Annotated in this window: 20 protein-coding genes; 13 read left to right on the plus strand and 7 right to left on the minus strand. The window is 74.2% G+C overall.

Translation table 11 applies throughout. From position 1 onward, the window contains the following. Window positions 1-200 precede the first annotated feature (200 nt). Window positions 201-1,409: an LCP family protein gene (locus SL103_RS04140; RefSeq protein WP_069567420.1), complete on the minus strand. Its 1,209-nt coding sequence runs from the start codon at window positions 1,407-1,409 to the stop codon at window positions 201-203. A 157-nt stretch (window positions 1,410-1,566) separates the two neighbouring features. Then, a complete protein-coding gene (locus tag SL103_RS04145) occupies window positions 1,567-2,331 on the minus strand; it encodes a TIGR03089 family protein (RefSeq protein ID WP_069567421.1) in 765 nt (254 codons plus the stop codon). 128 nt (window positions 2,332-2,459) lie between these two features. Between SL103_RS04145 and SL103_RS04150 the strand changes: the two genes are divergently transcribed. The 3 genes from SL103_RS04150 to SL103_RS04160 all read left to right on the plus strand — a co-directional run bounded on the left by SL103_RS04150 (window position 2,460) and on the right by SL103_RS04160 (window position 6,067). Next, the gene (locus SL103_RS04150; RefSeq protein WP_069573388.1) at window positions 2,460-3,809 is read left to right on the plus strand and encodes a peptidoglycan recognition protein family protein; all 1,350 of its coding nucleotides are present in this window, start codon (window positions 2,460-2,462) and stop codon (window positions 3,807-3,809) included. A gap of 218 nt (window positions 3,810-4,027) precedes the next feature. Further along, window positions 4,028-5,110: a nucleotidyltransferase family protein gene (locus tag SL103_RS04155; RefSeq protein WP_069567422.1), complete on the plus strand. Its 1,083-nt coding sequence runs from the start codon at window positions 4,028-4,030 to the stop codon at window positions 5,108-5,110. A gap of 51 nt (window positions 5,111-5,161) precedes the next feature. Beyond that, complete coding sequence (locus tag SL103_RS04160; RefSeq protein WP_069567423.1) at window positions 5,162-6,067, plus strand: DNA-3-methyladenine glycosylase family protein; 906 nt, start codon at window positions 5,162-5,164, stop codon at window positions 6,065-6,067. Window positions 6,068-6,113: 46 nt separating this feature from the next. Here the strand turns inward: SL103_RS04160 and SL103_RS04165 are convergent, their stop codons facing one another. The 3 genes from SL103_RS04165 to SL103_RS04175 are packed head-to-tail and all read right to left on the minus strand — an operon-like array spanning window position 6,114 to window position 9,021. Further along, complete coding sequence (locus SL103_RS04165) at window positions 6,114-7,436, minus strand: coenzyme F420-0:L-glutamate ligase (RefSeq protein ID WP_069567424.1); 1,323 nt, start codon at window positions 7,434-7,436, stop codon at window positions 6,114-6,116. Then, a complete protein-coding gene (gene cofD / locus SL103_RS04170; protein ID WP_069567425.1) occupies window positions 7,433-8,422 on the minus strand; it encodes a 2-phospho-L-lactate transferase in 990 nt (329 codons plus the stop codon). Before cofD ends, SL103_RS04165 begins: the two co-directional genes overlap by 4 nt. A 56-nt stretch (window positions 8,423-8,478) precedes the next feature. Beyond that, complete coding sequence (locus tag SL103_RS04175; RefSeq protein ID WP_069567426.1) at window positions 8,479-9,021, minus strand: cysteine dioxygenase; 543 nt, start codon at window positions 9,019-9,021, stop codon at window positions 8,479-8,481. A gap of 692 nt (window positions 9,022-9,713) precedes the next feature. On the opposite strand from SL103_RS04175, the gene SL103_RS04180 reads away from it, so the two are divergent. The 3 genes from SL103_RS04180 (at window position 9,714) to SL103_RS04190 (ending at window position 15,665) form a co-directional block, all read left to right on the plus strand. Further along, a complete protein-coding gene (locus tag SL103_RS04180) occupies window positions 9,714-9,977 on the plus strand; it encodes a WhiB family transcriptional regulator (RefSeq protein ID WP_003983763.1) in 264 nt (87 codons plus the stop codon). A gap of 325 nt (window positions 9,978-10,302) precedes the next feature. Then, complete coding sequence (locus SL103_RS04185) at window positions 10,303-14,076, plus strand: glycosyltransferase family 2 protein (protein ID WP_069567427.1); 3,774 nt, start codon at window positions 10,303-10,305, stop codon at window positions 14,074-14,076. Then, window positions 14,073-15,665: a DUF5719 family protein gene (locus tag SL103_RS04190; protein WP_069567428.1), complete on the plus strand. Its 1,593-nt coding sequence runs from the start codon at window positions 14,073-14,075 to the stop codon at window positions 15,663-15,665. The genes SL103_RS04185 and SL103_RS04190 overlap by 4 nt, the downstream gene beginning before the upstream one ends. A gap of 51 nt (window positions 15,666-15,716) precedes the next feature. On the opposite strand, the gene SL103_RS04195 is transcribed toward SL103_RS04190, so the two are convergent. Beyond that, complete coding sequence (locus SL103_RS04195) at window positions 15,717-16,175, minus strand: metallopeptidase family protein (protein ID WP_208869827.1); 459 nt, start codon at window positions 16,173-16,175, stop codon at window positions 15,717-15,719. Window positions 16,176-16,433: 258 nt separating this feature from the next. Here SL103_RS04195 and SL103_RS04200 point away from each other — a divergent pair, with 258 nt between their 5' ends. From SL103_RS04200 to SL103_RS04225, 6 genes are all read left to right on the plus strand, one after another. Beyond that, complete coding sequence (locus SL103_RS04200; protein WP_079145558.1) at window positions 16,434-16,877, plus strand: DUF3499 domain-containing protein; 444 nt, start codon at window positions 16,434-16,436, stop codon at window positions 16,875-16,877. Between the two features lie 114 nt (window positions 16,878-16,991). After that, entirely contained in the window at window positions 16,992-18,350 is a 1,359-nt protein-coding gene (locus SL103_RS04205) for a phosphomannomutase/phosphoglucomutase (protein WP_069567430.1), read from the plus strand. Between the two features lie 141 nt (window positions 18,351-18,491). Continuing rightward, on the plus strand, window positions 18,492-18,707 hold the full coding sequence (locus SL103_RS04210) for a Trm112 family protein (RefSeq protein WP_069567431.1): 216 nt from the start codon (window positions 18,492-18,494) through the stop codon (window positions 18,705-18,707). Between the two features lie 76 nt (window positions 18,708-18,783). Further along, a complete protein-coding gene (locus SL103_RS04215; protein ID WP_069567432.1) occupies window positions 18,784-19,926 on the plus strand; it encodes an SIS domain-containing protein in 1,143 nt (380 codons plus the stop codon). A 76-nt stretch (window positions 19,927-20,002) separates the two neighbouring features. Next, entirely contained in the window at window positions 20,003-21,220 is a 1,218-nt protein-coding gene (gene manA, locus SL103_RS04220) for a mannose-6-phosphate isomerase, class I (protein ID WP_069567433.1), read from the plus strand. A 147-nt stretch (window positions 21,221-21,367) separates the two neighbouring features. Continuing rightward, window positions 21,368-22,324, plus strand: coding sequence for a cation diffusion facilitator family transporter (locus tag SL103_RS04225; protein ID WP_069567434.1), 957 nt, complete (start codon window positions 21,368-21,370; stop codon window positions 22,322-22,324). Window positions 22,325-22,459: 135 nt separating this feature from the next. Here the strand turns inward: SL103_RS04225 and SL103_RS04230 are convergent, their stop codons facing one another. Further along, window positions 22,460-24,700, minus strand: coding sequence for a fructose-specific PTS transporter subunit EIIC (locus SL103_RS04230; protein ID WP_099055504.1), 2,241 nt, complete (start codon window positions 24,698-24,700; stop codon window positions 22,460-22,462). A gap of 613 nt (window positions 24,701-25,313) precedes the next feature. On the opposite strand from SL103_RS04230, the gene ahcY reads away from it, so the two are divergent. Further along, the gene (gene ahcY / locus SL103_RS04235) at window positions 25,314-26,771 is read left to right on the plus strand and encodes an adenosylhomocysteinase (protein WP_069567436.1); all 1,458 of its coding nucleotides are present in this window, start codon (window positions 25,314-25,316) and stop codon (window positions 26,769-26,771) included. Window positions 26,772-26,943 lie beyond the last annotated feature (172 nt).

The raw sequence follows: 26,943 nt of genomic DNA on the forward strand, positions 1-26,943 counted from the left end.
CCCCTCAAGGCGCTCGGGTAGGTCGATCGTGCAGTGCTGGTCATGCGTGCATGGTCATCGGTCAGCAGTACGTGCGGACCGGATCGCTCACACTATCCGCCCAGTTCAGCGCCCCGCGACGCGCGTGACAAATTCCACTTCCCTACAACTGGGCAATCCGCCCAATCCATTCGAGTCGCCGAGCGTACTTTGCGGCATCTTTATTCACAGACCCCGTGTTCCGCCGTCGTCCCGGGAAAGGTCGGACCCGAACTCGCCGGCGGCGAGGGAGATCCTTCCGGCTTGCCGTCCGGGGAACCAGCCCCTGAACGGACCGGATTCTCCCCGCTCTCCCGCTCCGGGTCCACCGTCACCGGAAGATCCCTGCGCAACTGCCCGAAGAGCCGCTCCGCGTCCGGCTGCACCAGCTCGTCGCGGTTGCTGTCGAAGCGGTACTCCCGGCGCGGCACGGTCAGGAACTGGACCCGGTCGGTGGGAATGCTGCGGGTGCTGCGCACCAATTCGTACAGGCCCCGCAGAGAAGCCAGCGCGGCATCCGTGGTCAGGGAACTCGTCGCGGCGTCCAGCACCGGATACAGCCGGGTCGGATTGAGCAGGACACCATTGCTCTGCACTTTCTTCACCAGAGCACCAAGAAAGCGCTGTTGCCGCTCCATGCGCTGTGTGTCGCTGCCGTTGCCCAGGCTCTTCCTGGCCCTGACGTATCCGAGCGCCGCCTCCCCGTACAGCGTCTGCCGGCCCGCGGGCAGCCGCAGATGCGCCTCGTCGTCCCGTACCGCCTGCGGCAGGCAGACCTCGACCCCGTCCACCGCGTCGACCATCTTCGTGAACCCGACGAAATCGATGATCATGTAGTGGTCGATGCGGATGTTGGTCATCTTCTCGACGGTGCGGATCGAGCAGGCCGCCCCGCCGAACGCGAACGCCCAGTTGAACTGTTCCGTCTGCGACGTGGTCTCCGCCCCGTCGGAGCGCTTGCAGTGCGGCACCTGCACCATCAGGTCGCGCGGGATGCTGACCGCGGTGGCGCTCCTCCGGTCCGCCGCCAGGTGCAGCAGCATCGTGGTGTCCGAGCGCTGGCCGCGGCTGCTGCCGTACTTGCGGTTGCCGCCGTTGCGGCTGTCGGAGCCGATCAGCAGCAGGTTCTGGGCGTTGGGCGGGCCCGCCGGGGGCCGCTCGGACTCCCACTTGCGCAGCTCCCGCTCGGTGGCGCTGTCGGTGTGGATGTTGCTGTTGAGCTTGGTGTAGAGCGCCCAGCCGGTGCCCGCCCCGGCCAGCAGCGCCCCGGTGGCCCCGAGCGCGACCCAGCGCCGCCAGTGCCGGCGCAGTGCCCCCGGCCCCCTGGCCGGGCGCTCGTCCCAGCCGGTGAACCTGGGGGGCTCGGGGGTCTCGGTCACCTGTGCGTCCATCCCTCACGGAGTCGGCCTCGCGCCCGCACGCGGAGCCGGACGGTGAAGGAGACCGACGAAACCGGCGCAGGGTTGTACGTAACTCACGATCATGGACCTAAATGGGCGAAGGGGCCCGTCACGGACACCTTTGCTGCGCCGGACGGGGGAGCGTCCGTCAGGACGCCGCCGGCGGCGCCCGGAACGTGATCTTCTCGCTGGCCTCCCGGTCCGCCGCGGCCTCGGCGCCCAGCCGGTCGTGGTGCCGGCACAGCACCACCGAACCGCCGGCCGCCAGCGGCGCGTACAGCCCGTACGACAGGCCCTGCCAGCTGTCGTACGGCAGCGCCGACCGCACCCGCGGTGCCGCCGGCATGCCCGCCGCGTCCGCGTCGGCCAGCGCCCGGGCCACGATGCCGGCGCCGGTCAGCTCCTCGCCGCCGACGACCAACGCCACCTCGTCGGGGTCCACCGGCGCGAACGGCGCGAAGCGGTCGCCCTGGCCCGGAACCTCCACGGCGTAGTCCGCGAAGCCCGCGGGCGGCTGCGGGAAGCGCCCGCCCAGCGGGCGCAGCGCCAGCGCCACCCGCTCCCCGGAGCACGCCCGCGCCGCGTCCAGCCCGTCCGGCCCGGCGACCACGAGGTCCGCGCCGGCCGGGTCGCCGCCCACCTCCGCGACCACACCCACCGACGAGCAGGCCAGCAGCCACACCGCGGTCTGCCAGTGGGCGGGCAGCAGCAGCGCCAGCCGGTCGCCCGGCGCGGCGGCCAGATCGCCCTGGAGGTAGTTGGCGGTCTTGGCCACCCAATTGGCGAAGGTCGCGACGGACAGTTCCACGCGCTCGCCGGTGGCGTCGTCGTAGAAGGTCACCAGCGGGCGGGCCGGATCCGCGGCGAGCGCGGAACTCAGCAGGTCGGCGGGGGTGCGTTCGGTGGCGTTCATCGCGGCCAGGGTACGCGGGGCGGCGGTTGGCGGTCGGCCGGGCGCGGCAGGCCCGGACACCGGATCGGCCGATGCCCCGTCAGACCACCGTTGGCGTGTTGCCGTCGGCCGTGTCCACGATGCTGTCCATGCGCCCCTTCCTCGCGAGCTGCCTCGGCGCGGCGTGCACCGCCGCCCTCGCCCTGCCCTTCGCGCCGGACGCCGGAGCCGGCGCCGCCGGCCGCCCGCCGGCCCCGGAACCGGCCGCGGCGCGCGCCGGTGACCTGCCGGGCAGCACCCAGTCCCTGCCGGTGGCGGCGCTCGGCGCGGCCACCCCGGACGGCACCCGCCGCGAGAACCTCGGCGCCCCCCGCACGCTCGGCCTGCCGGCCCGCGGCGTGCGGCCGTTCTCGCTGCTGGGAGTCGTCTGGGACGACGCCGACGCCGCCCTGCACGGCCGGGTCCAGGTCCGCACCCGCGCCACCGGCAGCGGCCGCTGGTCCGGCTGGCAGGACGTACAGACCCACAACGACGACGCCCCCGACCTCGGCGCGGCCGAACGGCACGACAGCGAGGTACGGGGCTCCACCGCGCCGCTGTGGGTCGGTGACTCCGACGCCGTCCAACTGCGCATCACCCCCGAGACCCGCCGCCGTGCCCCGGTCGCCGTCCCGGCCGGGCTGCGGCTGGAACTCGTCGACCCCGGGAGCCGGCCGGGCGCCGACCGCGCCGACCGGGCCGGCCCGCCGGCCCCGCTCGGCCCGGCCGCGGCCGCCGCCTCTGCCGCCAACGCCGGCCTCGCCCCGCTCGGCGCCACCGAGATCCCGGCTCTCGACCGCGCCGCCTCCCAGGCCGACATCGCCGCCGCCGGCCTGACGCCCCCCGCGCGGACCGCCGTCGGGCCGCGCCCGCGGATCGTCACCCGGGCCGGCTGGGGCGCCGACGAGTCGCTGCGCGAGAAGAAGTTCATCTACACCAAGGCCGTGCGCGCCGCCTTCGTCCACCACAGCGGATCGGGCAACAACTACAGCTGCGCACAGGCCCCTTCGCTGATCCGCGCGATGTACCGCTTCCACGTCAGGAGCAACCACTGGCGGGACATCGGCTACAACTTCCTCGTCGACAAGTGCGGAACGGTCTACGAGGGCCGCGCCGGCGGCGTCGCCAAGCCCGTCATGGGCGCCCACACCCTCGGCTTCAACAACGACAGCACCGGCATCGCCGTCCTCGGCACCTTCACCGGCGAGGAGCCGCCCAAGCCCGCGCTCGACGCGATTTCCCGTCTGACGGCCTGGAAGCTCGGCCTGAACAGCGTCGACCCGCGCGCCACCGTCCAGATGCTGTCCGGCGGCGGCAACCGCTACCCCAAGGGCGCCAAGGTCCGGATGCACACCATCGCCGGCCACCGGGACGGCTTCCTCACCGACTGTCCCGGTGCCCACCTCTACAACAAGCTCGCCGGCACCCGCCTCGCGGCCGCTCAACTCCAGGGTCGCTGACCCGATTTTGGCCGGTCACAGCGGAACTCGGTGGTTTGCGCGGGTCTGCTGTGGCATGTTGCTGTCACCAATGAACCACTCCTGCGGTGCGCGCGTCCTAACGATCACGACAATTGCGTCTCCGTTGTGTTCCACGTCCCACCCAGGGCGACCGGAAAACCGTCTGCCTACACTGGTCCGCCGATCGGCCGACCCCAGCAGGAAGCAGAGAAGACAAGGTGACTGAAGCGATCCTTCTGGTCGGCGGCAAGGGCACCCGGCTGCGCCCGCTGACGGCGCGTACGCCCAAGCCCATGGTCCCCGCGGCGGGTGTGCCGTTCCTCACCCACCAGCTCGCCCGCGCCCGGGCCGCCGGTGTCGAGCACATCGTCCTGGCCACCTCCTACCTCGCCGAGGTCTTCGAGCCGTACTTCGGCGACGGATCGGCCCTCGGACTGCACCTGGAGTACGTCACCGAGCGGGAGCCGCTGGGCACCGGCGGCGCCATCCGCAACGTCGCCGAGCGCCTGCACTCCGCCCCCGGCGACCCGGTGCTGATCTTCAACGGCGACATCCTCACCGGCCTGGACATCGGCGCCCTCGTCGACACCCACCGCACCTCCGGCGCCGATGTCTCCCTGCACCTCACCCGGGTCGAGGACCCCCGCGCCTTCGGGCTGGTGCCCACCGACGACACCGGCCGGGTCACCGCCTTCCTGGAGAAGCCGCAGACCCCCGAGGAGATCGTCACCGACCAGATCAACGCCGGCGCCTACGTCTTCAACCGGTCGGTCATCGACGCCATCCCGGCCGACCGCCCGGTCTCCGTGGAGCGCGAGACGTTCCCCGGGCTCCTCGCCGACGGCGCCCACCTCCAGGGCATGGTCGACTCCACCTACTGGCTCGACCTCGGCACCCCGCAGGCGTTCGTCCGGGGTTCCGCCGACCTCGTCCTCGGCCGCGCCCCGTCCCCGGCGGTGCCCGGCCGCCGCGGCGACCGCCTGGTCATGGAGACCGCCGAGGTCGCCGTGGACGCCAAGCTGACCGGCGGCACCGTCGCCGGCCCGCGCACGGTCATCGGCGCCGGCGCCCGCATCGACGGCAGCGCCGTCCTCGAAGGAGCGGTCGTCGAGGAGGGCGCCCACATCCGCGACTCGCTGATCGGCGCCGGGGCGCGCATCGGGGCCCGTACGGTCCTGGACGGCGCGGTCATCGGCGACGGCGCGGTGATCGGCGCGGACAACGAGCTGCGCGACGGGATCCGGATCTGGTGCGACGCCCGCATCCCGGACGCCGCGGTGCGCTTCTCCTCCGACCAGTAGGGCGGCCCCGGGGCCGGCGTCGCCGGCCCCGCCATCGCCTAACCTGGCCGCATGCCCGCCCGCACCTGGGTTCCGCCCGGCCCCTACGACCTGCACCGCACGCTGTGCGTGCTGCGGCGCGGCCCCGGCGACCCGGCGTTCGCGACGCGCGGCGGCGAACTGTGGCGGGCCTGCCGGACGCCCGAGGGCCCCGGCACGCTGCGCCTGGTGGCGCGGGCGGCCGAGGGCCGGGTCGAGGCCGAGGGCTGGGGGCCGGGCGCGGACTGGCTGCTGGAGCACCTGCCCGAGCTGCTGGGGGAGCGGGACGACCCGGAGCTGCTGACCGCCCGGCACCGCGTCGTCCACGAGGCGCGCCGGCGCCACCCCGGCGTCCGGCTGGCCCGCACCGGCCTGGTCCTGGAGTCGCTGATCCCCTCGGTCCTGGAGCAGAAGGTCACCGCCGACGAGGCGTACCGCGCCTGGCGGCTCCTGCTGCAGCGGCACGGCGAGCCCGCGCCCGGCCCCTGGGACCGGCTGCGGGTGATGCCCGAGCCGCGCGGCTGGGCGCTGATCCCCTCCTGGGAGTGGCACCGCGCCGGCGTGGACGCCAAGCGCTCCTCGACGATCCTGCGGGCGGTGCGGGTCGCGCGGCGCATGGAGGAGGCGGCCGGGATGGAGCTCGCGGACGCCACCCGCCGGCTGACCGCGATACCGGGCATCGGCCCGTGGACCGCCGCCGAGACGCTCCAGCGCACCCTCGGCGCCCCCGACGCGCTCACGGTCGGCGACCTCCACCTGCCGAAGATCATCGGCTATGCGCTCACCGGCCGGCGCGGCACCACCGACGCGCAGATGCTCGACCTGCTCGCCCCCTACGCGGGCCAGCGCCACCGCGCCGCCCGCCTCATCCTGCTCGCGGGCATCACCCCGCCCCGCCGGGCCCCCCGCTTCCCGGTCGGCGACATCGCCCGCCTCTGACCGGCCCCGGCGCCGCCGCCCCGCGGCCGGCACCGGCGCACCGGCGTCAGCGCACCACGACGAAGTCGTCGGCCGGGCGCGGCGGCCGCTCCTTGGGCGCCTCGGCCGCGTGCCCGATCGCCACCGCGCCCATCGGCTCCCAGTCGCCGGGCAGCCCCAGGACGTCCCGTACGGCGTCCCGGCAGAACATCGTCGAGGAGATCCACGCGGAGCCCAGGCGTTCGCCCGCCAGCGCGACCAGGAAGTTCTGGATCCCCGCGCCGTGGGCGACCACGAACATCTCGCGCTCGGCGGCGTTGCGCCGCGCGTCCGGGTAGGTGTGCGCGCCGTCGGTCACCAGGCACGGCACCGCCAGGTACGGCGCCTGCCGCAGCACGTCACCGCGCCGCACCCGCTTGGCGACGGACTCCTCCGACTTGCCGTCGGCGCGCAGGTCCGCGATCCAGGCGTCCCGCATCGTGTCCAGCAGCCGCGTCCTGGACTCCGCCGACTCCAGCAGCACGAACCGCCACGGCGTGGTGTGGTGCGGCGCCGGAGCCGTGAGCGCCGCCGCCACCGCGCGCCGGACCGCCCCCGGGTCGACCGGCTCGCCGGTGAACGCCCGGACCGTACGCCGCAGCGTCACCGCCTCCCGTACGGCCTCCGAGGTGCCCAGCCGGAACATGTCGTCCGCGGCCCCGCGCACCATCGCGCGGGCCCCGGCACCGTCGCCGGCCGCCTCGACGACGTGCCCGAGGCCGCGCACCACCGCGACCGGCAGCCCGGCCGCCTTGCCCTTCACCAGGTCACCGGCGGCGGCCAGTTCGTCGGCGGTGGCCACCACCGTGGCGCTGAGCGGATTGCCGTACGCGTCGGTGCCGCCGCGCAGATCGTCCAGCACCCGCACCCCGGCCGCCCCGATGGCGACATCGGTGAGGCCGTTGCGCCAGGGCCGCCCGAAGGTGTCGCTGATGACGACGCCGACGTCGACGCCGAGCGCGGCGCGCAGGCCCGCGCGCAGGGCACGGGCCGAGGCATCCGGGTCCTCGGGCAGCAACAGCACGGTGCCGTGCGGGGTGTTGGAGGCGTCCACGCCGGCCGCCGCCATCACCAGGCCCTGCCGGTTCTCCACGATCCGCAGCGTGCCGCGGCGGGCCACCACCCGTACCGTCTCCCGGTCGATCGCCGCCTCCCGGTCGGTTGCCCGGACCACCCGTCCCTCGGCCTTGCTGACGATCTTCGAGGTCACCAGCAGCACGTCGCCGTCGGCGAGCCCGGGCGGCCCGTCGGCGGTCGCCGCCGCGGCGATCAGCTTCGCCAGGTCGTCGCCGGGCCGCACCTCGGGGATCCCCGGCAGTGCCCAGACCCGGTACCCGGGCAGCCGGGTCACGCCCGGACCTCCTCGGCGAGCGCCAGCGCCTCGCGGGCCATCGCGGCGGTCGCGTCCAGGTCCGTCATCATCAGCGGTACCGCCCGGCAGCGGATGCCGGCGGCCTCGACCTCCGGCACCCGTCCCGCGTCCACGGTGTCGACCAGCCAGCCGTCCAGCAGCCCGGCGCCGGCGCCGTCCCGCGCGGGCCGCCGCCTCGCCCCGTAGTGTCCGGCCACCGCCGAGGCGGTGGACGCCACGCCGACCGCGGCCAGCACCTTGTCGGCCATCCCGCGCACCGGTGCGTCACCGACGAGGGGGGAGAGGCCCACGACGGGCGCGCCGGCCTCCGCGATGGCCTCCCGGATGCCCGGGACGGCGAGGATGGTGCCGACGCTGACGACGGGGTTGGACGGCGGGAAGAGGATCACGTCGGCCTGCGCGACGGCCTCCAGCACGCCGGGCGCGGGCGCGGCCTGCTCGGCGCCGACGGGCACCACGGCCTTGGCGTCCACCGAGGCGCGCAGCCGCACCCAGTACTCCTGGAAGTGCACCGCCCGCTGTTCGCCGTCCTCCTCGATGGCGACGTGGGTCTCGATCCGGTCGTCGGTCATCGGGAGCAGCCGGACGCCCGGCTGCCAGCGGTCGCACAGCGCCTGGGTCACGGCGCTGAGCGGGTACCCGGCGCCGAGCATCTGGGTGCGGACGATGTGCGTGGCGAAGTCCCGGTCGCCGAGCCCGAACCACTCGGGGCCGACGCCGTAGGCCGCCAACTCCTCCTTCACCCGGAAGGTTTCGTCGGCGCGGCCCCAGCCCTGGTCCTCGTTGATGCCGCCGCCGAGCGTGTACATCACGGTGTCCAGGTCGGGACACACCTTGAGGCCGAACAGATGGATGTCGTCGCCGGTGTTGCCGATGACGGTGATGTCCGCGTCCGGAGCCGCTGCCTTCAGTCCCCGCAGAAAGCGGGCGCCGCCGATACCGCCGGCCAGAACCACGATTCGCATGGCGACAGTCTGTCAGCCGGCGGCGGCGCCGACGGGGGCGGTGGTCAAGGTGGGCGTCAGGGAGCGAGCACCTCGGGCGGGGCGGCCACGACGCCGGGGGCGGCGGCCTGGCTCGGGTGCATCGGCATGTCGGTGAGACCGGGGAAGTAGACGTGCAGGCTGACCGCCGGCTTCAGGGAGTCGTTGACGACCTCGTGGACGTAGCCGGGGGCGAACACCCGCTGCGCGCCGGCGGTGAGCGTACGGGGCCCGTCCGCGGCGTGCTCGGTCAACTCGCCCTCCAGGACGGTCAGTACACCGGAGGACCGCCCGTGGTCGTGGCGTCCGCTGCCCTGTCCGGGTACCCAGCTCAGCAGCCACACCTCGTAGCCGACCGGGGCCGCGGAGGTGGCGCCGGGTGCCTGCGGCACGGCGCGCAGCCGGTGGTACCAGCGGGTGGTGGCGTCGTAGCGGACGAGCGGCGCCCAGGAGGCGCGGTCGGCGGCGATCGCGCGGGCCAGCCCGGCGAAGCCGGCGACGGTGGCCGGGTGGGCGGGGACGGGCGGCAGCAGGTGGGGGATGGCGAGGGGATCGCCGGCGATCTGGACGTCGCTGTTCATCGGTTTCGGATTCCTCGGCGGAAGTGCGGGGCGGTCGCGCAGGGGGTGCGGCACGGCGCGGGCTCTCCCTGTGGGGGGCGCGCGGCACGGGACGCGATGCAGGGGCGCTGCGGGGTGCGGCGGCGAAAAGGCTGGAGCTCAGTGGCTTCAACAGCTGGAACAGCGACAGCGGGCCTGCGCAGCGCAGAGCGACCCGTAGGCACGGGTCAGTCGGGGCGCGGCAGTCGCTGGCATGCGGTCAAGGAGACCGGGTTCGCGGCGCGATGTCAACCGGACGTCTGGTTTGCCGTAAATCTTTCACCTCATCCGGTTACTCCGCCCGGCGAAAGGTTTGTGCAGTCCTGGACGCGGAGACATCGACCGGCAACCGCACCCCCAAACGCCGTTGCGGTCCCGTGATCCGCTTGTGATCTTCCCCGCTCCGGCGCGCGGGGTGCAACGCGAATGCCGCCTGATCGCGTCTTCCTGGCCGACGTGGACGTGCCCGGGTGGCACGCCCAGGGAAGTGTCCTGGTTTTTACTGATTTGAACACTTTCCGTATCCGCTTGGTTCCGCCGAGTGAATAAGAGGCTCAATAGCAGATCTCGGCTTGACTGGCCCGGATCACCACACTTGTAATTTCACTCGTGTCGTTCAGCCGAAATCGATCACGGCTTGATCACGGGGACGTAAAGACAGACGAGGGGCGCACATGACCGAGCTGTTCCAGGAATTGCTGGTCGAGGAGGCGGACGAGGAGCTCGGCTGGCAGGAGCGCGCACTGTGCGCCCAGACCGACCCCGAGTCCTTCTTCCCGGAGAAGGGTGGCTCCACCCGCGAGGCGAAGAAGGTCTGCCTCGCCTGTGAAGTCCGGTCCGAGTGCCTCGAATACGCCCTCGCCAACGACGAGCGCTTCGGTATCTGGGGCGGTCTGTCCGAACGCGAGCGGCGCCGGCTCAAGAAGGCCGCCGTCTGAGATGACCGAGCAGCCGTCCGGACCGACGGCGCGCGGCCTTCCGGACCACGCCGCCGCACCGCACCGACTCCCCATATCCCCCTATAGCGAACTCTCCGCCTCCAGCGCCCACGTCGCCGGAGGCGGACTGCTGTGCGCTGCTGCGCACCGGCCCCGTCGGGGTGGCGGCGCGAACCATTAGTGTGGGGCCCCGTCCGAGATGCGCCGCCGCCCCCCAGGGCGCGTGCGTCGCCTCGTAGTCCGTCGCAGTGTCTTCCGGGGGCGGGTGCCCTGAGCGACTTCGCCGCGGGTCCCGAACTCCCGGGTCCGGAGGGCCCGTACCTCGATGTCCGTGCACAGCCAGCCGGCCGCCCAGGCCACCTCATACGAAGCCGCCACCCCCGAGTTCCCACGGCACGTCGTCACCGCCGTGATCGTCTCCCATGACGGGGCCCGCTGGCTGCCGGACGCGCTCGCCGGGCTGCTCGGCCAGGAGCGCCCGGTGCAGAACGTCATCGGTGCCGACACCGGCAGCGCGGACAACTCCGCCCAGCTCCTCGCCGAGGCGATCGGCGACCAGCGCGTGCTGCACCTCGCCCGCCGCTCCGGCTTCGGCACCGCCGTCGACGAGGCCGTCCGCACCGCCCCCGCGCTCACCCCCGACGACCTGCCGTACCTGCGCCGCCCCAGCGGCTGGGACCCGGTCAGCCGCACCTGGCGCGACGAGGCGTACGACATGCCGGAGTTGCCGCACGGCGAACCGGTCCAGTGGCTGTGGCTGCTGCACGACGACTGCGCGCCCGAGCCGGACGCGCTCGCCGAGCTGCTGCGGGTCGCCGACGCCAGTCCCGCGACCGTCATCGTCGGCCCCAAGCTGCGCAGCTGGTACGACCGCCGGCAGCTGCTCGAAACCGGCGTCAGCATCGCCCGCAGCGGCCGCCGTTGGACCGGCCTGGACCGCCGCGAACAGGACCAGGGCCAGCACGACCAGGTGCGCCCGGTGCTGTCCGTCTCCACCGCAGGCATGCTCATCCGCCGTGACGTCTACGAGGAGTTGGGCGGCTTCGACCGCCGGCTGCCGCTGATGCGCGACGACGTCGACCTGTGCTGGCGCGCCCAGGCCGCCGGCCACCAGGTCCTGATCGCCCCGGACGCCGTCCTCCGGCACGCCGAGGCCGCCGCCCGTGAGCGCCGCCCGATCGACTGCGTCGGCCGCTCGGTGGCCAACCCGCACCGCGTCGACAAGGCCGGCGCCGTCTACACCCTGCTCACCAACACCCGCGGCCGGGTCCTGCCGTACGTCCTGCTGCGGCTGCTGCTCGGCACCTTCCTGCGGGTCATCGCCTACCTCGTCGGCAAGGTCCCCGGCCAGGCGCTGGACGAACTCGCCGGACTCTTCGGCACCCTGCTGCGGCCCGGCAAGATCCTCGCCGCCCGCAAACGCAGAGGCCGGCCGGCGGTGGACCCCGGCGAACTGCGGGCGCTCTTCCCGCCGCCCGGCGCGACCGTACGGGCCACCGTCGAGCAGATCGCCGGCAACCTCGCCGGCCGGGCCGCCCCCGACGTGGCCTCGGCCGGCCGGCACGGCGCCGTGGAGTCCGGACCCGGCGGCGACGACGCCGACTTCCTGGAGATCGAGCAGTTCGCCCGGCTCAAGCGGATCGCCCGCAAGCCCGCACCGGTGCTCTTCCTCGTCCTGCTGCTGGTCTCGCTGGTCGCCTGCCGCGGACTGCTCGGCGCGGGCTCCCTCACCGGCGGCGCGCTGCTGCCCGCCCCCGGCAGCGTGTCCGACCTGTGGTCGGCGTACCTCGACAGCTGGCACGCGGTCGGCGTCGGCGACAGCGCCTCCGCGCCGCCCTACCTGGCGATCGTCGCCCTGGTGTCGAGCATCTTCCTCGGCTCGACCGGCTTCACCGTCACCCTGCTGCTGGTCTGTTCGGTCCCGCTCGCCGGCCTCACCGCCTACTTCGCCTCCCGCCCGCTGGTCACCTCCCGGCTGCTGCGGGCCTGGGCGAGCATCGCCTACGCCTTCCTGCCCGCGGCCGCCGGCGCGCTGGCCGGCGGCCGGCTGGGCACCGCGGTGCTGGCGATCCTGCTGCCCCTGATGGCGCGCGCCGCGGTGGCCGCGAGCGGACTGCGGCTGCCCGCGGGCACCCGGCCCAGCTGGCGCGCCACCTGGGCGTACGCCCTGCTGATCACCTTCACCACGGCCTTCACCCCGGTCGTCTGGCCGATGGCGCTGCTGCTGGGCCTCGGGCTGCTGGTGCGCCGGCTCCTGGGCTCCGGGGCCGGGGGCGGCCGGGACCAGGTGCTGCCGTACCTGCTGCGCTTCCTGGCCGTGACGCTCGCCCCGCTCCTGGTGCTCGCGCCCTGGTCGCTGTCGCTGCTGACCCAGCCGTCCCGCTTCTTCCAGGAGGCCGGACTCGGCTACGGCGCCGGCTCCGCCTCCGTGCTCGACCTCGTCGGCCTCAGCCCCGGCGGCCCCAAGGCCGCCGGCGGGCTGCTGCTCTTCGGCATCGTGCTGGCCGCGGTCGCCGCGACCCTGCGCGACACCCGGCAGTTGGCGATCCGCGCCGCGTGGGCCGTCGCGCTCACCGGACTGCTCTTCGCGGCGCTCGGCAACGGCTCCGGCTGGACCGGCCCGGCGATGCTCGTCTACGGCCTGGCGCTGCTGTGCGCCGCGGCGATCGGCGCCGAGGGCATCCGCACCCGCATGGCCAGCCTCGGCTTCGGCTGGAAGCAGCCGGTCGCCGTGCTGATCGCGCTGGCGTCCCTGCTCGCCCCGCTCTACGCCGCCGTCAGCTGGATGATCACCGGCGCCGACGGCCCGCTGGAGCGCCGCAACCCCGAGCAGGTCCCGGCCTTCGTCGCCGAGGAGTCCGGCACCGCCGACCGGGCCCGCACCCTCGTCCTCGACGGCCGGCCCGGCCACGTCGACTACTCCCTCGTCCGCGGCTCCGGCGCCCGCCTCGGCGACGCCGACCTGGCCGCCGAGGCGGGCGAGGACCGGCGGCTGAGCGGCATCGTCGCCCACCTCGTCGCCGGCTCCGGCGCCGACCAGACCAACCAGCTCGGCGGCTACGCGGTCCGCTACGTCCTGGTCAGGAACGGCGCGCCGCGCGAGATGGGCCGCGTCCTGGACGCGACCCCCGGCCTGACCCGGCTCAGCCAGGAGGACGGCAGCGCCCTGTGGCGGGTCGACCGCCGCGTCTCGCGGGTCTCGATCACCGCCCCGCAGGCGCAGGACGGCACCACCGCCGGGGACGCCGCCGCGCCCGTCGCCGTACCGTCCGGCCCCGTCGAGGCGCACACCAAGGTGCCCGCCGGTCCCGCCGGCCGGGTGCTGCGGCTCGCGGACGCCGCCGACGAGGGCTGGCAGGCCACCCTCGACGGCACCCCGCTCAAGCCGGTCACGGTCGACGGCTGGGCGCAGGGCTTCACGCTGCCCTCCAACGGCGGCACCCTCGACCTCACCCACGAGAACCCGCTCGGCCACACCCTCTGGCTGTGGGGCCAGGGTCTGCTCGCCGTCGTCCTGGTGGTGCTCGCGCTGCCGGGCCGCCGCCGGGAGATCGACGACGACCTGCCCGAGGACACCGCCGCCGACCGGGCCGCCGCGGCCTCCGGCGACGGCCGCCGGGCCCGCCGGCTGCGCGCCCAGGCCGAGGCCGCGGGCACCCCCGAGGCGGCGGGCGCCGGCATCCCGGCGGCGCGCGACGGCGAGCTGCCCGACGCCCCGGACACCGACCCGGCGGCGCAGCCGGCGCCCGCCCCGGACCCCGCCGTGCCGGGCGACCCGTACGCCGCAGTGCCCCAGCAGCCGACCTACGAGGACTGGCAGGCCGCGCAGCAGGCGCAGCCCTACGCCCCCGCCGACCCCTACCAGGCCGGCCAGTACGGGCAGCAGTACCCGCAGACGGACCCCTACGGGGCGCCCGCCGACCCGTACGCCGCCGACCCCTACCAGGCGGGCGCCTACGACCCGTACGGCTACGGCGGTCAGCAGTACGCGGACCCGGCCCAGCAGCCCCAGCAGCAGCCTTACGACGACGGCGCCCCGTATCCCGGGTACCCCGGCTCCTACCCCGAGCCGCGCCGTGACGGGAGCGACCAGCAGTGAAGCGCACCATGATGTCCCTGATCGGCGTGGCCGTCGCGCTGGCCGCGGTCTCCGGCGTCGCCGCGGTCGCGGCCCCGGACGGCGGCACCGCGGAGCCGGCCGGCACCGGTACCCGGCTGCCCGTCCAGCGCTCCGCGCTGCTCTGCCCGGCCCCGACCTCCTCCGAGGTCGGCGAGACGACCTACACCGCGTTCGCGCCCAAGGGCGCCGCGGCCGGCGCCGACACCAGGAAGGGCACCGCCCAGCTGCTGCCCGCCGGGACCGTCAAGGACGCCGGCGGCGACCAGGGCAAGGGAAAGAACGGCAAGGGGAACAAGGGCGGCAAGGGCGGCAGCGGCGGCGCGGACCCCGCCGGCAGCCAGGTCCTGCCGCCCCCCGACACCAAGCCCGTCGTCCCGCTGCGGCAGGCGGGCACGCCGGTCACCGCCACCACCGACAGCGCCGACGCGCCCGCGCTGGTGGGCTCCGCGGACGGCACCCTCGCCCCCGGCTGGACCGTGCAGCAGACCACCGCCGTCGCGGCCGGCTCCGGACGCGGGCTCCTCGGCCTGGGCTGCACCGCGCCGGACACCACCTTCTGGTTCCCCGGCGTCAGCACCGCCACCGACCGGCAGGACTACGTCCACCTCACCAACCCCGACCCGGTCCCGGCCGTCGTCGACCTCGAACTGCACGGCAAGGACGGCTCGTTGGCCGGCTCCGCGGGCGAGGACATCACCGTCCCGCCGCACACCACCGTCCCCGTGCTGCTCTCCACCCTGACCACCACCCCCACCACCAACGCCTCGCTGCACGTCCTCGCCCGCGAGGGCCGGGTCGGCGCCGCCGTCCAGGCGACCGACAGCAAGCTCGGCAGCGACTGGCTGCCGGCCGCCGCCGACCCGTCGCCGAGCGTGGTGCTGCCCGGCATCCCGAAGGACGCCACCTCGGTCCGGCTGGTGGCGCTCGCGCCCGGGCAGGCCGACGCCGACCTGAAGGTGCAGCTGGCCACCCCGACCGGACTGATCACCCCCGCCGGCCTGGAGACCCTGCACCTCAAGAGCGGGATGACCACGGCGGTGGACCTGAAGGACGTCACCAAGGGCGAGGCCGGCTCGCTGGTGCTCACCCCGTCCGGCGGCGACTCCAAGGCCCCGGTCGCGGCCGCGCTGCGGGTGACCCGCGGCAAGGGCGACAAGCAGGAGATGGCCTTCATCCCCGCGACCCGCGCGGTCGAGAAGCGCGCCACCGCCGCCGACAACGGCGCCAAGGGCAGCACCCTGTCGCTGGTCGCCCCCGAGAAGGGCAAGGACGCCAAGGTGAAGGTCACCGCGTCGGCCGGCAGCGGCGGCGGCACGCCGGTCACCAAGACGTACACGGTCAAGGGCGGCACCGCCCTCGATGTCGCCCCGCCCCGCCCGCAGGGCCTCAAGGGCAGCTACGCGCTGACCGTGGAGCCCGAGCCCGGCAGCGGCCCCGTCTACGCGGCGCGGATGCTGGAGCGCCCCCAGGGCGGGGTGCCCGCCTTCACCGTGCAGACGCTGCCCGACGACCGGGGCTCGGTCGTCGTACCCACCGCCGGTCAGAAGCTGTCCGTCCTCACCGACTGACCGTCCGCCGGACCCGCGCCGGGCCCGTCCCGACCGGGCGGGCCCGGCGGCTCACTCCTGGCCGTAGCGCGGGTCGACCGACTCCGGGGCCAGCCCGAGCAGCTCGGCGACCTGCTCGACGACGACCTCGTGGACCAGCAGCGCGCGCTCGTCGCGGCTCTTCGTACGGATCTCCACGGGGCGGCGGTAGATCACGATCCGGTCGCGATGTCCGCCCGCCGCCGGCAGCACCCGCCCCAGCGGGACGGTCTCCTCGTCGGCGACCGCCTCCGGCTCGCCGTCGGGACCGAAACCGGGCACCTCCAGCACCAGGAAGTCGACCTGGGAGAGCTGCGGCCAGCGTCGCTCCAGGCGGTCCCGCGAGTCGTACACGAGATCCACGAAGGCGTCGGCGCGGGTCACCGACAGCGGCACCTGCGGTGGCGCGATCGGGCCGCGCATGCCGCGGCCGTGCCGGTCGCGGCGGCGGAGCCGCGGCTCCGCGGGTCGGGGAGGTACGGGGCTGTCCATCACCATCGAGCGTAGCCGTCGGGGCCCGCCGGGCACGGCAGAGCGCGGCAAGACGCACCATGTCACCGGCCGACCGAACGAGTCCGGACCGAAGCCGTTTCGGGTACGCCGACGATCGGGAATCACGTCCGGAATGACCGGAAGTGCCGCATCCTGTGACGGGTTTCCCTGCCGTACGCCGTCCGCCCCGGCGTGTCCCGGCCAGGTCCCCCCGAGCGGGTGCAGGTCAGACGCATCGGACGAAGTGGGACGACACGGTTGGGTGAGCCGGGGGAGAGTCGTCGCGGCCCGCTCAAGAGTGCGGTACCGTCCAACGTCGTGAGCCCTGTACGTCGCTGTTCGCGCACTGCGTGCGGCCGCCCCGCCGTCGCAACGCTGACGTACGTCTATGCGGACTCGACCGCCGTGCTCGGACCGCTCGCCACCTACGCCGAACCGCACTGCTACGACCTGTGCGCCGAGCACTCCGAGCGGCTGACCGCCCCGCGCGGCTGGGAAGTCGTCCGCCTCGCCATCGACCCCGGCCCGGCCCGCCCCAGCGGCGACGACCTCGAAGCCCTGGCCAACGCCGTCCGCGAGGCCGCCCGCCCGCAGGAGCGCGCCGCCGGCGACGGTTCGCCGCCCCACGGCGACCGCGACCCGCACCCCATGGAGGTCGCCCGCCGCGGCCACCTACGGGTCCTGCGGTCACCCGACTCCTGACCGCCCGCCCGGCGAACGCACCGGCACGCAGCGAAAGCTGAGGACGTGACAGGTGCGCGGCGCGGCGAACGGTAAGTTGGGGAGGTCCGAACACACCCCCAGGAGGACTGGCTCGTGACCGACCTGTCGCAGATCGTGAAGGCGTACGACGTACGCGGTGTCGTGCCCGACCAGTGGGACGAATCGCTCGCGGAGCTGTTCGGCGCCGCCTTCGTCGAGGTCACCGGCGCGGACGCCATCGTGACCGGGCACGACATGCGGCCCTCCTCGCCCGGCCTGTCCGGCGCCTTCGCCCGCGGCGCGGCCGCCCGCGGCGCGGACGTCACCGAGATCGGCCTGTGCTCCACCGACGAGCTGTACTACGCCAGCGGCGCGCTCGGCATGCCCGGCGCGATGTTCACCGCCTCGCACAACCCCGCCCAGTACAACGGCATCAAGATGTGCCGGGCCGGCGCCTCCCCGGTCGGCCAGGACTCCGGCCTCGCCGACATCCGCGCCCTCGTCGAGCGCTGGTCCGACGAGGGCGCCCCCGAGCCCGCCGAGAAGCCGGGCACCGTCACCCGGCGCGACGTCCTCGGCGACTACGCCGCCTACCTGCGCAGCCTCGTCGACCTCGGCGCCATCCGCCCGCTGAAGGTCGCCGTGGACGCGGGCAACGGCATGGGCGGCCACACCGTACCGACCGTCTTCGAGGGCCTGCCCCTCGAACTCGACGCCCTGTACTTCGAGTTGGACGGCTCGTTCCCCAACCACGAGGCCAACCCGCTCGACCCCGCGAACCTCGTCGACCTCCAGGCCCGGGTCCGCGAGATCGGCGCCGACATCGGCCTCGCCTTCGACGGCGACGCCGACCGCTGCTTCGTCATTGATGAGAACGGCGACCCGGTCTCCCCGTCCGCGATCACCGCCCTGGTCGCCGCCCGGGAACTGGACAAGCACCCCGGCGGAACGATCATTCACAACTGCATCACCTCCTGGTCCGTCCCCGAGGTCGTCCGCGAACAGGGCGGCACACCCGTCCGCACCCGCGTCGGCCACTCCTTCATCAAGGCCGAGATGGCCCGGACCGGCGCGATCTTCGGCGGCGAGCACTCCGCGCACTACTACTTCCGCGACTTCTGGAACGCCGACACCGGCATGCTCGCCGCGCTGCACGTCCTGGCCGCCCTCGGCACCCAGGACCGCCCGCTGTCCCAGCTGGTCGCCGCGTACGACCGCTACGCCGCCTCCGGCGAGATCAACAGCACCGTCGACGACCAGGCCGGCCGCCTCACCGCCGTCCGGACCGGCTACGAGGGCCGCCCCGGCGTCACCCTCGACGAGCTGGACGGCCTGACCATCAGCGCCGACGACTGGTGGTTCAACGTCCGCCCCTCGAACACCGAGCCGCTGCTCCGCCTGAACGTCGAGGCCCGCGACCGCGAGACCGTCGAACGGGTCCGCGACGAGGTCCTGGCGATCATCCGCGGCTGACCACGCCGCCGCCCGCCACCGGCCGGCCCGGTGGCGGGCACCCCGGCCACGCCGGCGCCCCGCCTCCCCGCCGGGCAGGCCGCCGTACGCCCACCGGCGGTACGCTGGCCACGCCGCAACCACCCCGAAGGAGCCCCGTCCATGCCGGTCGAAGCCAGCCTGATCCAGATCCTCGCCTGCCCGGCGTGCCACGCCCCGCTGGAGGACCGGACCGACGCGGACCCCGCGCAACTCCTCTGCACCTCCGGCGACTGCGGCCTCGCCTACCCCGTCCGTGACGGCATCCCCGTGCTCCTGGTCGACGAAGCACTCCCCCGTGACCCCAAGAGCACGGGCGGTGCCGCCAGCCCCGCCTGACCCGGGCCATGCCGGGCCCGCCCCGGCACCGCCCGGCGTACCCCGCCCGTACCGGCGATCGGAGGCCGCGCCCACCATGCTCGACGAGTCACTCCTCGACACCCCTGACGCGCTGGCCGGGGCCGACCGCTTCGGCCTGCTGCGCGGCGTCGCCGAGTCCGGCGCCCGGGCCCGCACCGCCGCCCGCAGCGCCGCCGAATCCGGCATCCCGGAACTGACCCCCGACGGACGGCCACGCGCCGTCCTCGTCGCCGGTCCCGGCCCGGCCGCCGCCGGAGTCGCCGACCTGCTGCGCGCCCTCAGCGGTGGCAGCTGCCCGGTCACCCTCATCCCGCCCACCGGCGTCGCCCCGCTGCCCGGCGCCCTGCGCTGGACCCTCCCCGGCTGGGCCGGCCCCCTCGACCTGCTGCTGCTCGCCGGCCCGGACGCCGCCGACCCCGGCCTCGCCGAACTGGTCGAGCAGGCATACCGCCGCGGCTGCGCGGTCGTCGCCGTCACCCCCGCCGGCGGACCGCTCTCCGACGCCGTCATCCAGGCCCGCGGCCTCGCCGTACCCCTGGCCACCACCGCCTACGACGCCGAGTTCGACGTCGAGGGCGCACCGCCCGCCGCCCCCGGCACCCTCTGGTCGATCCTGATCCCGCTGCTCTCCCTCACCGACCGGATCGGCCTGATCAGCGCCTCCCCGGACGACCTCGGCAAGCTCGCCGACCGCCTCGACCAGATCGCCGAGCGCTGCGGCCCCGCCATCCCCACGTACACCAACCCCGGCAAGGCCCTCGCCGCGCACCTCGCCGACGCGCTCCCGCTGATCTGGACCGAGGGCACCGTCGCCCCCGCCGTCGGCCGGCACTTCGCCACCGAGCTGGCCGGGCTCGCCGGCCGCCCCGCGCTCCCCGCCGAACTGCCCGAGGCGCTCACCACCCACCGCACCCTGCTCGCCGGCGCGCTGGCAGCCGACGCCGACCCGGACGACTTCTTCCGCGACCGCGTCGAACACCCCACCGCGAACCGACTGCACGCCAGGGTGGTGCTGCTGCGCGACCAGGAACCCGGCCCGCTGTCCGCCACCCGCGCCGCCCGGGCGCTCGCCGAGGAGCGCGACACCCCGCTCAGCGAGCTGGAACCAGGCACCGGCAGCGACCTGGAGAAGGCCGCGGAACTTCTCGCCATCGCAGATTTCGGCGCCGTTTACCTGGCGCTCGCCGGCACCGAGTGATCTTTGAGGACCGGCCCGCCACCGCGGGCCCGCCACACCACTCCGCAGACCACGAAGAGCAGGAAGCAGCAGCCCCATGGACCGCCTCGCCAATACCGTGCGCCCCTACGCCTGGGGCTCCACCACCGCCCTCCCGGAACTCCTCGGCACCGCGCCGACCGGCGAACCGCAGGCGGAGATGTGGATGGGCGCCCACCCCGGCGCCCCCTCCCGCATCGACCGCGGCGCCGGCCCGGTCTCTCTGGCCGAGGTGATCGACGCCGACCCCGAGGCCGAACTGGGCCCCGACGCGGTCCGCGCCTTCGGCCCCCGGCTGCCCTTCCTGTTCAAGGTCCTCGCCGCCGGCTCCCCGCTCTCCCTGCAGGTCCACCCCGACCTCAACCAGGCCAGGGACGGCTTCGCCGACGAGGAGCGGCGCGGCGTCCCGATCGACGCCGCCCACCGCAACTACAAGGACGCCAACCACAAGCCCGAGCTGATCGCCGCGCTCACCCCCTTCGACGGCCTGTGCGGCTTCCGCCACCCGGCGCAGACCGCCGACCTCCTGGAGGACCTCGGCATCGACGAGCTCACGCCGTACGTCGACATCCTGCGCGCCAGCCCCGAGGAGGCGGCTCTGCGCGAGGTGCTCACCGCGGTGCTCAGCGCCGACCACCACGTCATCGCCGGAACCGTCGAACGCGCCGCCGTCGCCGCCGAGCAACTCGCCGGCAAGGGAGGGCCGCACGCCGACGCCTACGCCGCCTACGCCGTCCTCGCCCACCACTTCCCCGGCGACCCCGGCGTGCTCGCCGCGATGCTGCTCAACCACGTCCAACTCCAGCCCGGCGAGGCGCTGTTCCTCGGCGCGGGCATCCCGCACGCCTACATCAGCGGCCTCGGCGTCGAGTTGATGGCGAACTCCGACAACGTGCTGCGCTCGGGCCTGACCCCCAAGCACGTCGACGTCCCCGAACTCCTGCGGGTGGTCCGCTTCGAGGCCGGCGACGCGGGCGTGCTGCGCCCCGAGGAGGTCGCCGGCGAGGAGGTCTACGAGACGCCCATCGACGAATTCCGGCTCTCCCGCTTCGTCCTGGCCGCCGCCGGCCGACCGCGCGCCCTGGTCTCCCGCACCCCGCAGATCCTGCTGTGCACCGCGGGCACGGTCCGGCTGCGCACCGGCGAGGAGGACCCGGAGGGCCCCGGGCAGACCGAGCTGACGCTGGCGCCGGGCGAGTCCGCGTTCGTCCGCGCCGGTGAACAGCTCACCCTTGAGGGAGAGGGCACCCTCTACCGCGCGACCGTCGTCGCCTGACGCGCCGCCCGGCGGGCGGGCCGTCGTCCGTCCGTCAGGTGGCCTCCTGCCACCCGCCCCGTCCCGGGCTGCAACAATGACCGCCGCACGGCATTAAAGGGGCGGTAAAGCGGTCGGCCCCGTCGACGGAAGGGACACGCGGCACTCATGAGCGCATCAGGCGGCACCAAGGCGATCGTTGCGGCGCTGGGCGCCAACCTGGCGATCGCCGCAGCGAAGTTCGTGGCCTTCGCCTTCAGCGGCTCGTCCTCGATGCTGGCCGAAGGCGTGCACTCCCTCGCGGACTCCGGCAACCAGGGGCTGCTGCTGCTCGGCGGCAAGAAGGCCAAGCGGGCGGCGACCGCCGAGCACCCCTTCGGCTACGGCCGCGAGCGCTACATCTACGGCTTCCTGGTCTCCATCGTCCTGTTCACCATCGGCGGCGTCTTCGCGCTCTACGAGGGCTACGAGAAGATCCACGAACCGCACCCGCTGGACAACTGGGTCTGGCCGGTCGGCGTCCTGGTCTTCGCGATCATCGCCGAGGGCTTCTCCTTCCGCACCGCCATCAAGGAGTCCAACGAGCTGCGCGGCCAGCAGACCTGGACGCAGTTCGTCCGCCGCGCCAAGGCCCCCGAGCTGCCGGTCGTGCTGCTGGAGGACTTCGGCGCGCTGATCGGTCTGGTGCTCGCGCTGGGCGGCGTCGGCCTCACCCTCGCCACCGGCGACGGCGTCTGGGACGGCATCGGCACCATGTGCATCGGCGCGCTGCTGGTGGTGATCGCCCTGGTCCTGGCCGCCGAGACCAAGTCGCTGCTGCTGGGCGAGGCGGCCGGCCCCGAGCAGGTCGCCGCGATCCGCGAGGCGGCCGTCGACGGCGAGGTCGTCACCCGCGTCATCCACATGCGCACCCTCCACCTCGGCCCCGAGGAACTGCTGGTCGCCGCCAAGGTCGCGGTCCGGCACGACGACACCGCCGCCCGGGTCGCCGAGGCCATCGACGCCGCCGAGGTCCGGATCCGCGCGGCCGTGCCGATCGCCCGGGTCATCTACCTGGAGCCGGACATCTATGACGAGGCCACCGCCGCCGCGGGCGACCCGTCGAAGGAGCCCGGCGGGCACTGATCCCGGCGGCCCCTCCGCCCGCCCGCGGAACCGCAAGACGGCGAGGCCCCCGCACCCGGCTCGGGTGCGGGGGCCTCGTGCTGCCGGCACCCGGGGCAGGCCCGGGGGCCTCGTACCGCCCGCCGGCCAGCGCGGCTAACGGATCTCCGTCAGCGCCGCCAGGATCTCCGCGGTGCCGTCGGCCCCCTGGAGCCGGGCCCGGAAGCCGGCGTCCATCAGCTTCCGCGACAGCAGCGCCAGGATGCGCAGGTGCTCGTCACCGGCCGCCGCCTCCGGCACAGCGATCATGAAGACCAGCCGGGCCTTCGTCCCGTCCGGCGAACCCCACTCGACGCCCTCCGCCGACCGCGCGAAGCACACGACCGGAGCGGTCACCGCATCCGTCTTGGCGTGCGGGACGGCGATCTCCTCGCCGAGCCCGGTGGTGCCCTGCGCCTCCCGCGCCAGCGCCACCCGGACCAGCTCGGCGACGTCCGTCACCCGGCCGGTCCCGGCGGCCAGTTCGGCCATCTCACGGATCGCCGCCTCCTTGTCGCCGGCGAGCAGCCGCGTCCGGACGGTCCGCGCGGTGAGGTAGCCGGAGAGGACCTCGGGGGAGGGGGCGGGGGTGCTTACGGGGTGCCCGTCGGCGGGGACGCGGCCACCCTCAGCGCCGGGCCGGTGGCCCTCGTCGCCACCCTCGTCACCGTCTCCCGTGCCGGCGTCCCGGCCCCCGCCCCCGGGCGCGCGCCGCTCGCCGCCCTCGTCACCGCCGTCGGCCGTCGGGTCGCCGTCGGCTGTCGGGTCCTCGTCACCGCCGTCGGCCGTCGCCACCGAGCCGGGCACGGAACCCCGCGAGGCCACGGAAGCGGCTTCCGTACGCGCCGCCGCCGCAGCCGTACCGGACGGGCCCCCGGCCCCGGCGCCGACCGCGACCGCCGCCACCGCAGGCGCCGGCGCGGTTACGTCACCCGCCGACCCGCTCTTCCTTCCCTTCCCGCGCTCCGAGAGGTCCACCAGCGCCACCGTCGCCAGCGCGGTCACCACCGCCCCGACGACCACCGCGAGGAAGAACACCGGCACCCCGCCGACCGCGCCGAGCACCGCCACGATCGGCCCGCCGTGCGGCACCGCGTCCGTCACCCCGGCCGTCCCCGCGAGCGCACCGGCCACCGCACCACCCAGCATGTTCGCCGGAATGACCTGCGCGGGCCGCGCCGCGGCGAACGGGATCGCGCCCTCGGAGATCCCGAAGAGCCCCATGAACAGCGCCGCCATGCCCGTCTCGCGCTCCTGCTCGGAGTACAGGCGCCTGCGGAGCAGCGTGGCCAGCCCCTGCCCCAGCGGCATGACCGGGATCGCCGCCGCGCACATCCCCATCACCGTCTGATTGCCGGACGCGATCAGCCCCGCCCCGAACAGGAACGCCGTCTTGTTGACCGGCCCGCCCATGTCGAAGGCGATCATCAGCCCGAGGATCGCGCCGAGAAGCACCGCGCTCGACCCGGTCATCCCACCGAGCCACCCGGTGAGATGGGTGAACACCCAGGAGACCGGCCGGCCGATGACGTAGATGAAGAACAGTCCGAGCGCCGTCGTCGCCACGATCGGGATCACGATGATCGGCATGATCGGCTGGACGAACCGGGGGACCCTGACCTTCTTGATCCACAACACCAGATAGCCGGCCAGGAAGCCGGTGACGATCGCCCCGATGAAGCCCGCGCCCGCCTTGGAGCCGTAGAGCGCGCCGGTGTTGGCGATCCACCCGCCGATCATGCCCGGCACCAGCGCCGGCCGGTCGCCGATCGCGTACGCGAGGTAGCCGGACAGCACCGGCACCATCAGCGTGAAGCCGATGACACCGATGTCGTTGACGTGCTTCCAGAACGACCCGTCCGGGATGACCAGACCGCCGTCCGCCTGCGGGTGCCCGCCCAGCGCCAGCGATATCGCGATCAGCAGCCCGCCGACCACCACGAACGGGATCATGTAGCTGACCCCGTTCATCAGCGCCTTGTAACCGACGCTGCGCTCCTTGCCGCTCCCGCTGCCGGCGGACGCGGCGGCCCCGGCGGCCGTACCGGCCCCGCCGTCCTGCCCGCCGTACACCGGCGCGCTCCGCACCCGCTCGATCAGCTCCCCGGGGTGGCGGATGCCCTCGGCGACCCCGACGGCGAGCACCCGCTTGCCGACGAACCGGCTCCGGTCGACGTCCTTGTCCGCGGCGATGATCACGCCGTCGGCCTCTCTGACATCGTTGTCAGACAGTACGTTCTCAGCCCCGATGGAGCCCTGCGTCTCCACCTTGATCTCATGGCCGAGCGCCTCGGCGGCCTGCGTGAGCTTCTCCGCGGCCATGTACGTATGGGCGATCCCGGTCGGACAGGCGGTCACTGCGAGCAGCTTCAGCCCCTGCCCGTCCTTCCCCCCGTCCGTGGGGGAAGCAGCCGGACTGGTGGTCACGTGGTTCTCCTCTTGGCTGTGCGCGCCGGCCGTACGGAAACCCGCGCGCACCCCGCCCCACCACGCCCCGAGGGGACACGGCCCGGCCGGTCACGTGGCCCACCTCACGCACCAGCGCGCGGTCGTACGGACATGCCGGCGTAGCCGCGCTCCAGGCATCCTGCACGACGACCCGGCCTGCGCAAACCCCCCAGGTCGAAGCCGCGCGACGGCCCCCGCCCCGGCCGGCCCGCGGTCCGCCGCCGGGCCCGCCACCGCACCCCGGCCTGGCCGGGACCACACGGGAACGGCCCCTCCGGGCTGGGGTTCACTGGGCCGATCGGTGTAGATTCGTGACCAGTGCCAGACGTCGCTGCTGATGGCGGTCGGGCGGCCCGCACCGCGGACCGGCCGAGGGAGAGAGGGCCTCCGACGGACTGCGCTGCGGCCAGGGGAGAGGTGTGTCCGCATCCGCGTACGCTCCTCGGCCGGCAATCGCCGGTGCGCCCCAGCCCGCGCCGCAGACAGCCAGCCCATCCACCTCGACGCTCGAGGAGCAGCCCGCATGACGACAGCAGCCACCGGCCAGGACTTCAAGGTCGCCGACCTTTCCCTCGCCGCCTTCGGCCGCAAGGAGATCACCCTCGCCGAGCACGAGATGCCCGGCCTGATGGCGATCCGCAAGGAGTACGCCGCCGCCCAGCCGCTGGCCGGCGCCCGGGTCACCGGCTCCCTGCACATGACCGTGCAGACCGCCGTCCTGATCGAGACCCTCGTCGCCCTGGGCGCCGAGGTCCGCTGGGCCTCCTGCAACATCTTCTCCACCCAGGACCACGCCGCGGCCGCCATCGCCGTCGGCCCCAACGGCACCCCGGACAACCCCCAGGGCGTCCCGGTCTTCGCCTGGAAGGGCGAGACCCTCGACGAGTACTGGTGGTGCACGGAGCAGGCGCTGACCTGGCCGAACTCGCCCACCGGCGGCCCGAACATGATCCTCGACGACGGTGGCGACGCCACCCTCCTCGTCCACAAGGGCGTCGAGTACGAGAAGGCCGGCAAGGTCCCCGCGATCGAGACCGCCGAGAGCGACGAGCACCGCTCCATCCTGGAGCTGCTCACCCGCACCCTCGGCGAGTCGCCCCAGAAGTGGACGAACCTCGCCTCCGAGATCCGCGGCGTCACCGAGGAGACCACCACCGGCGTCCACCGCCTGTACGAGATGCAGCGGGACGGCGACCTCCTCTTCCCGGCGATCAACGTGAACGACGCCGTCACCAAGTCGAAGTTCGACAACAAGTACGGCTGCCGCCACTCGCTCATCGACGGCATCAACCGCGCCACCGACGTCCTCATCGGCGGCAAGACCGCCGTGGTCTGCGGCTACGGCGACGTCGGCAAGGGCTGCGCGGAGTCGCTCCGTGGCCAGGGCGCCCGCGTCATCATCACCGAGATCGACCCGATCTGCGCCCTCCAGGCGGCGATGGACGGCTACCAGGTCACCACCCTCGAAGACGTCGTCGAGACCGCCGACATCTTCATCACCACCACCGGCAACAAGGACATCATCCTGGCCTCCGACATGGCCCGGATGAAGCACCAGGCGATCGTCGGCAACATCGGTCACTTCGACAACGAGATCGACATGGCCGGCCTGGCCAAGCTCCCCGGCATCGTCAAGGACGAGGTCAAGCCCCAGGTCCACACCTGGACCCACCCGGACGGCAAGGTCCTGATCGTCCTGTCCGAGGGCCGCCTCCTCAACCTGGGCAACGCCACCGGCCACCCCAGCTTCGTGATGTCCAACTCCTTCGCGGACCAGACCCTGGCCCAGATCGAGCTGTTCACCAAGCCGGAGGAGTACCCGACCGACGTCTACGTGCTCCCCAAGCACCTCGACGAGAAGGTCGCCCGCCTCCACCTCGACGCCCTCGGCGTCAAGCTCACCGAGCTCCGTCCGGAGCAGGCCGCCTACATCGGCGTCCAGGTCGAGGGCCCCTTCAAGCCCGACCACTACCGCTACTGAGCCGGGCGGCGCCCCAGGGCTGACCGGCACCACCGGCCCGCCACGGCGCACCCACCACAGCCGGTAACCCCAGGCCCTCGCCCCACACGGCGAGGGCCTGGCCCGTAACCGCCCCACGACCTCCACCCCCGCCCGGGCCCCACCCGGGCCCCCGCACCCGGCACCACCCACC

The organism is Streptomyces lydicus (assembly GCF_001729485.1).
GTDB classification, from domain to species: Bacteria; Actinomycetota; Actinomycetes; order Streptomycetales; family Streptomycetaceae; genus Streptomyces; species Streptomyces lydicus_D.

Excerpts from the sequence above, each read along its gene's own strand:
- SL103_RS04140 (WP_069567420.1), bottom strand. The coding sequence starts at position 1,409 with ATGGACGCACAGGTGACCGAGACCCCCGAGCCCCCCAGGTTCACCGGC.
- SL103_RS04145 (WP_069567421.1), bottom strand. The coding sequence starts at position 2,331 with ATGAACGCCACCGAACGCACCCCCGCCGACCTGCTGAGTTCCGCGCTC.
- SL103_RS04150 (WP_069573388.1), top strand. The coding sequence starts at position 2,460 with ATGCGCCCCTTCCTCGCGAGCTGCCTCGGCGCGGCGTGCACCGCCGCC.
- SL103_RS04160 (WP_069567423.1), top strand. The coding sequence starts at position 5,162 with ATGCCCGCCCGCACCTGGGTTCCGCCCGGCCCCTACGACCTGCACCGC.
- cofD (WP_069567425.1), bottom strand. The coding sequence starts at position 8,422 with ATGCGAATCGTGGTTCTGGCCGGCGGTATCGGCGGCGCCCGCTTTCTG.
- SL103_RS04175 (WP_069567426.1), bottom strand. The coding sequence starts at position 9,021 with ATGAACAGCGACGTCCAGATCGCCGGCGATCCCCTCGCCATCCCCCAC.
- SL103_RS04180 (WP_003983763.1), top strand. The coding sequence starts at position 9,714 with ATGACCGAGCTGTTCCAGGAATTGCTGGTCGAGGAGGCGGACGAGGAG.
- SL103_RS04185 (WP_069567427.1), top strand. The coding sequence starts at position 10,303 with ATGTCCGTGCACAGCCAGCCGGCCGCCCAGGCCACCTCATACGAAGCC.
- SL103_RS04195 (WP_208869827.1), bottom strand. The coding sequence starts at position 16,175 with ATGGACAGCCCCGTACCTCCCCGACCCGCGGAGCCGCGGCTCCGCCGC.
- SL103_RS04210 (WP_069567431.1), top strand. The coding sequence starts at position 18,492 with ATGCCGGTCGAAGCCAGCCTGATCCAGATCCTCGCCTGCCCGGCGTGC.
- SL103_RS04215 (WP_069567432.1), top strand. The coding sequence starts at position 18,784 with ATGCTCGACGAGTCACTCCTCGACACCCCTGACGCGCTGGCCGGGGCC.
- manA (WP_069567433.1), top strand. The coding sequence starts at position 20,003 with ATGGACCGCCTCGCCAATACCGTGCGCCCCTACGCCTGGGGCTCCACC.
- SL103_RS04225 (WP_069567434.1), top strand. The coding sequence starts at position 21,368 with ATGAGCGCATCAGGCGGCACCAAGGCGATCGTTGCGGCGCTGGGCGCC.
- ahcY (WP_069567436.1), top strand. The coding sequence starts at position 25,314 with ATGACGACAGCAGCCACCGGCCAGGACTTCAAGGTCGCCGACCTTTCC.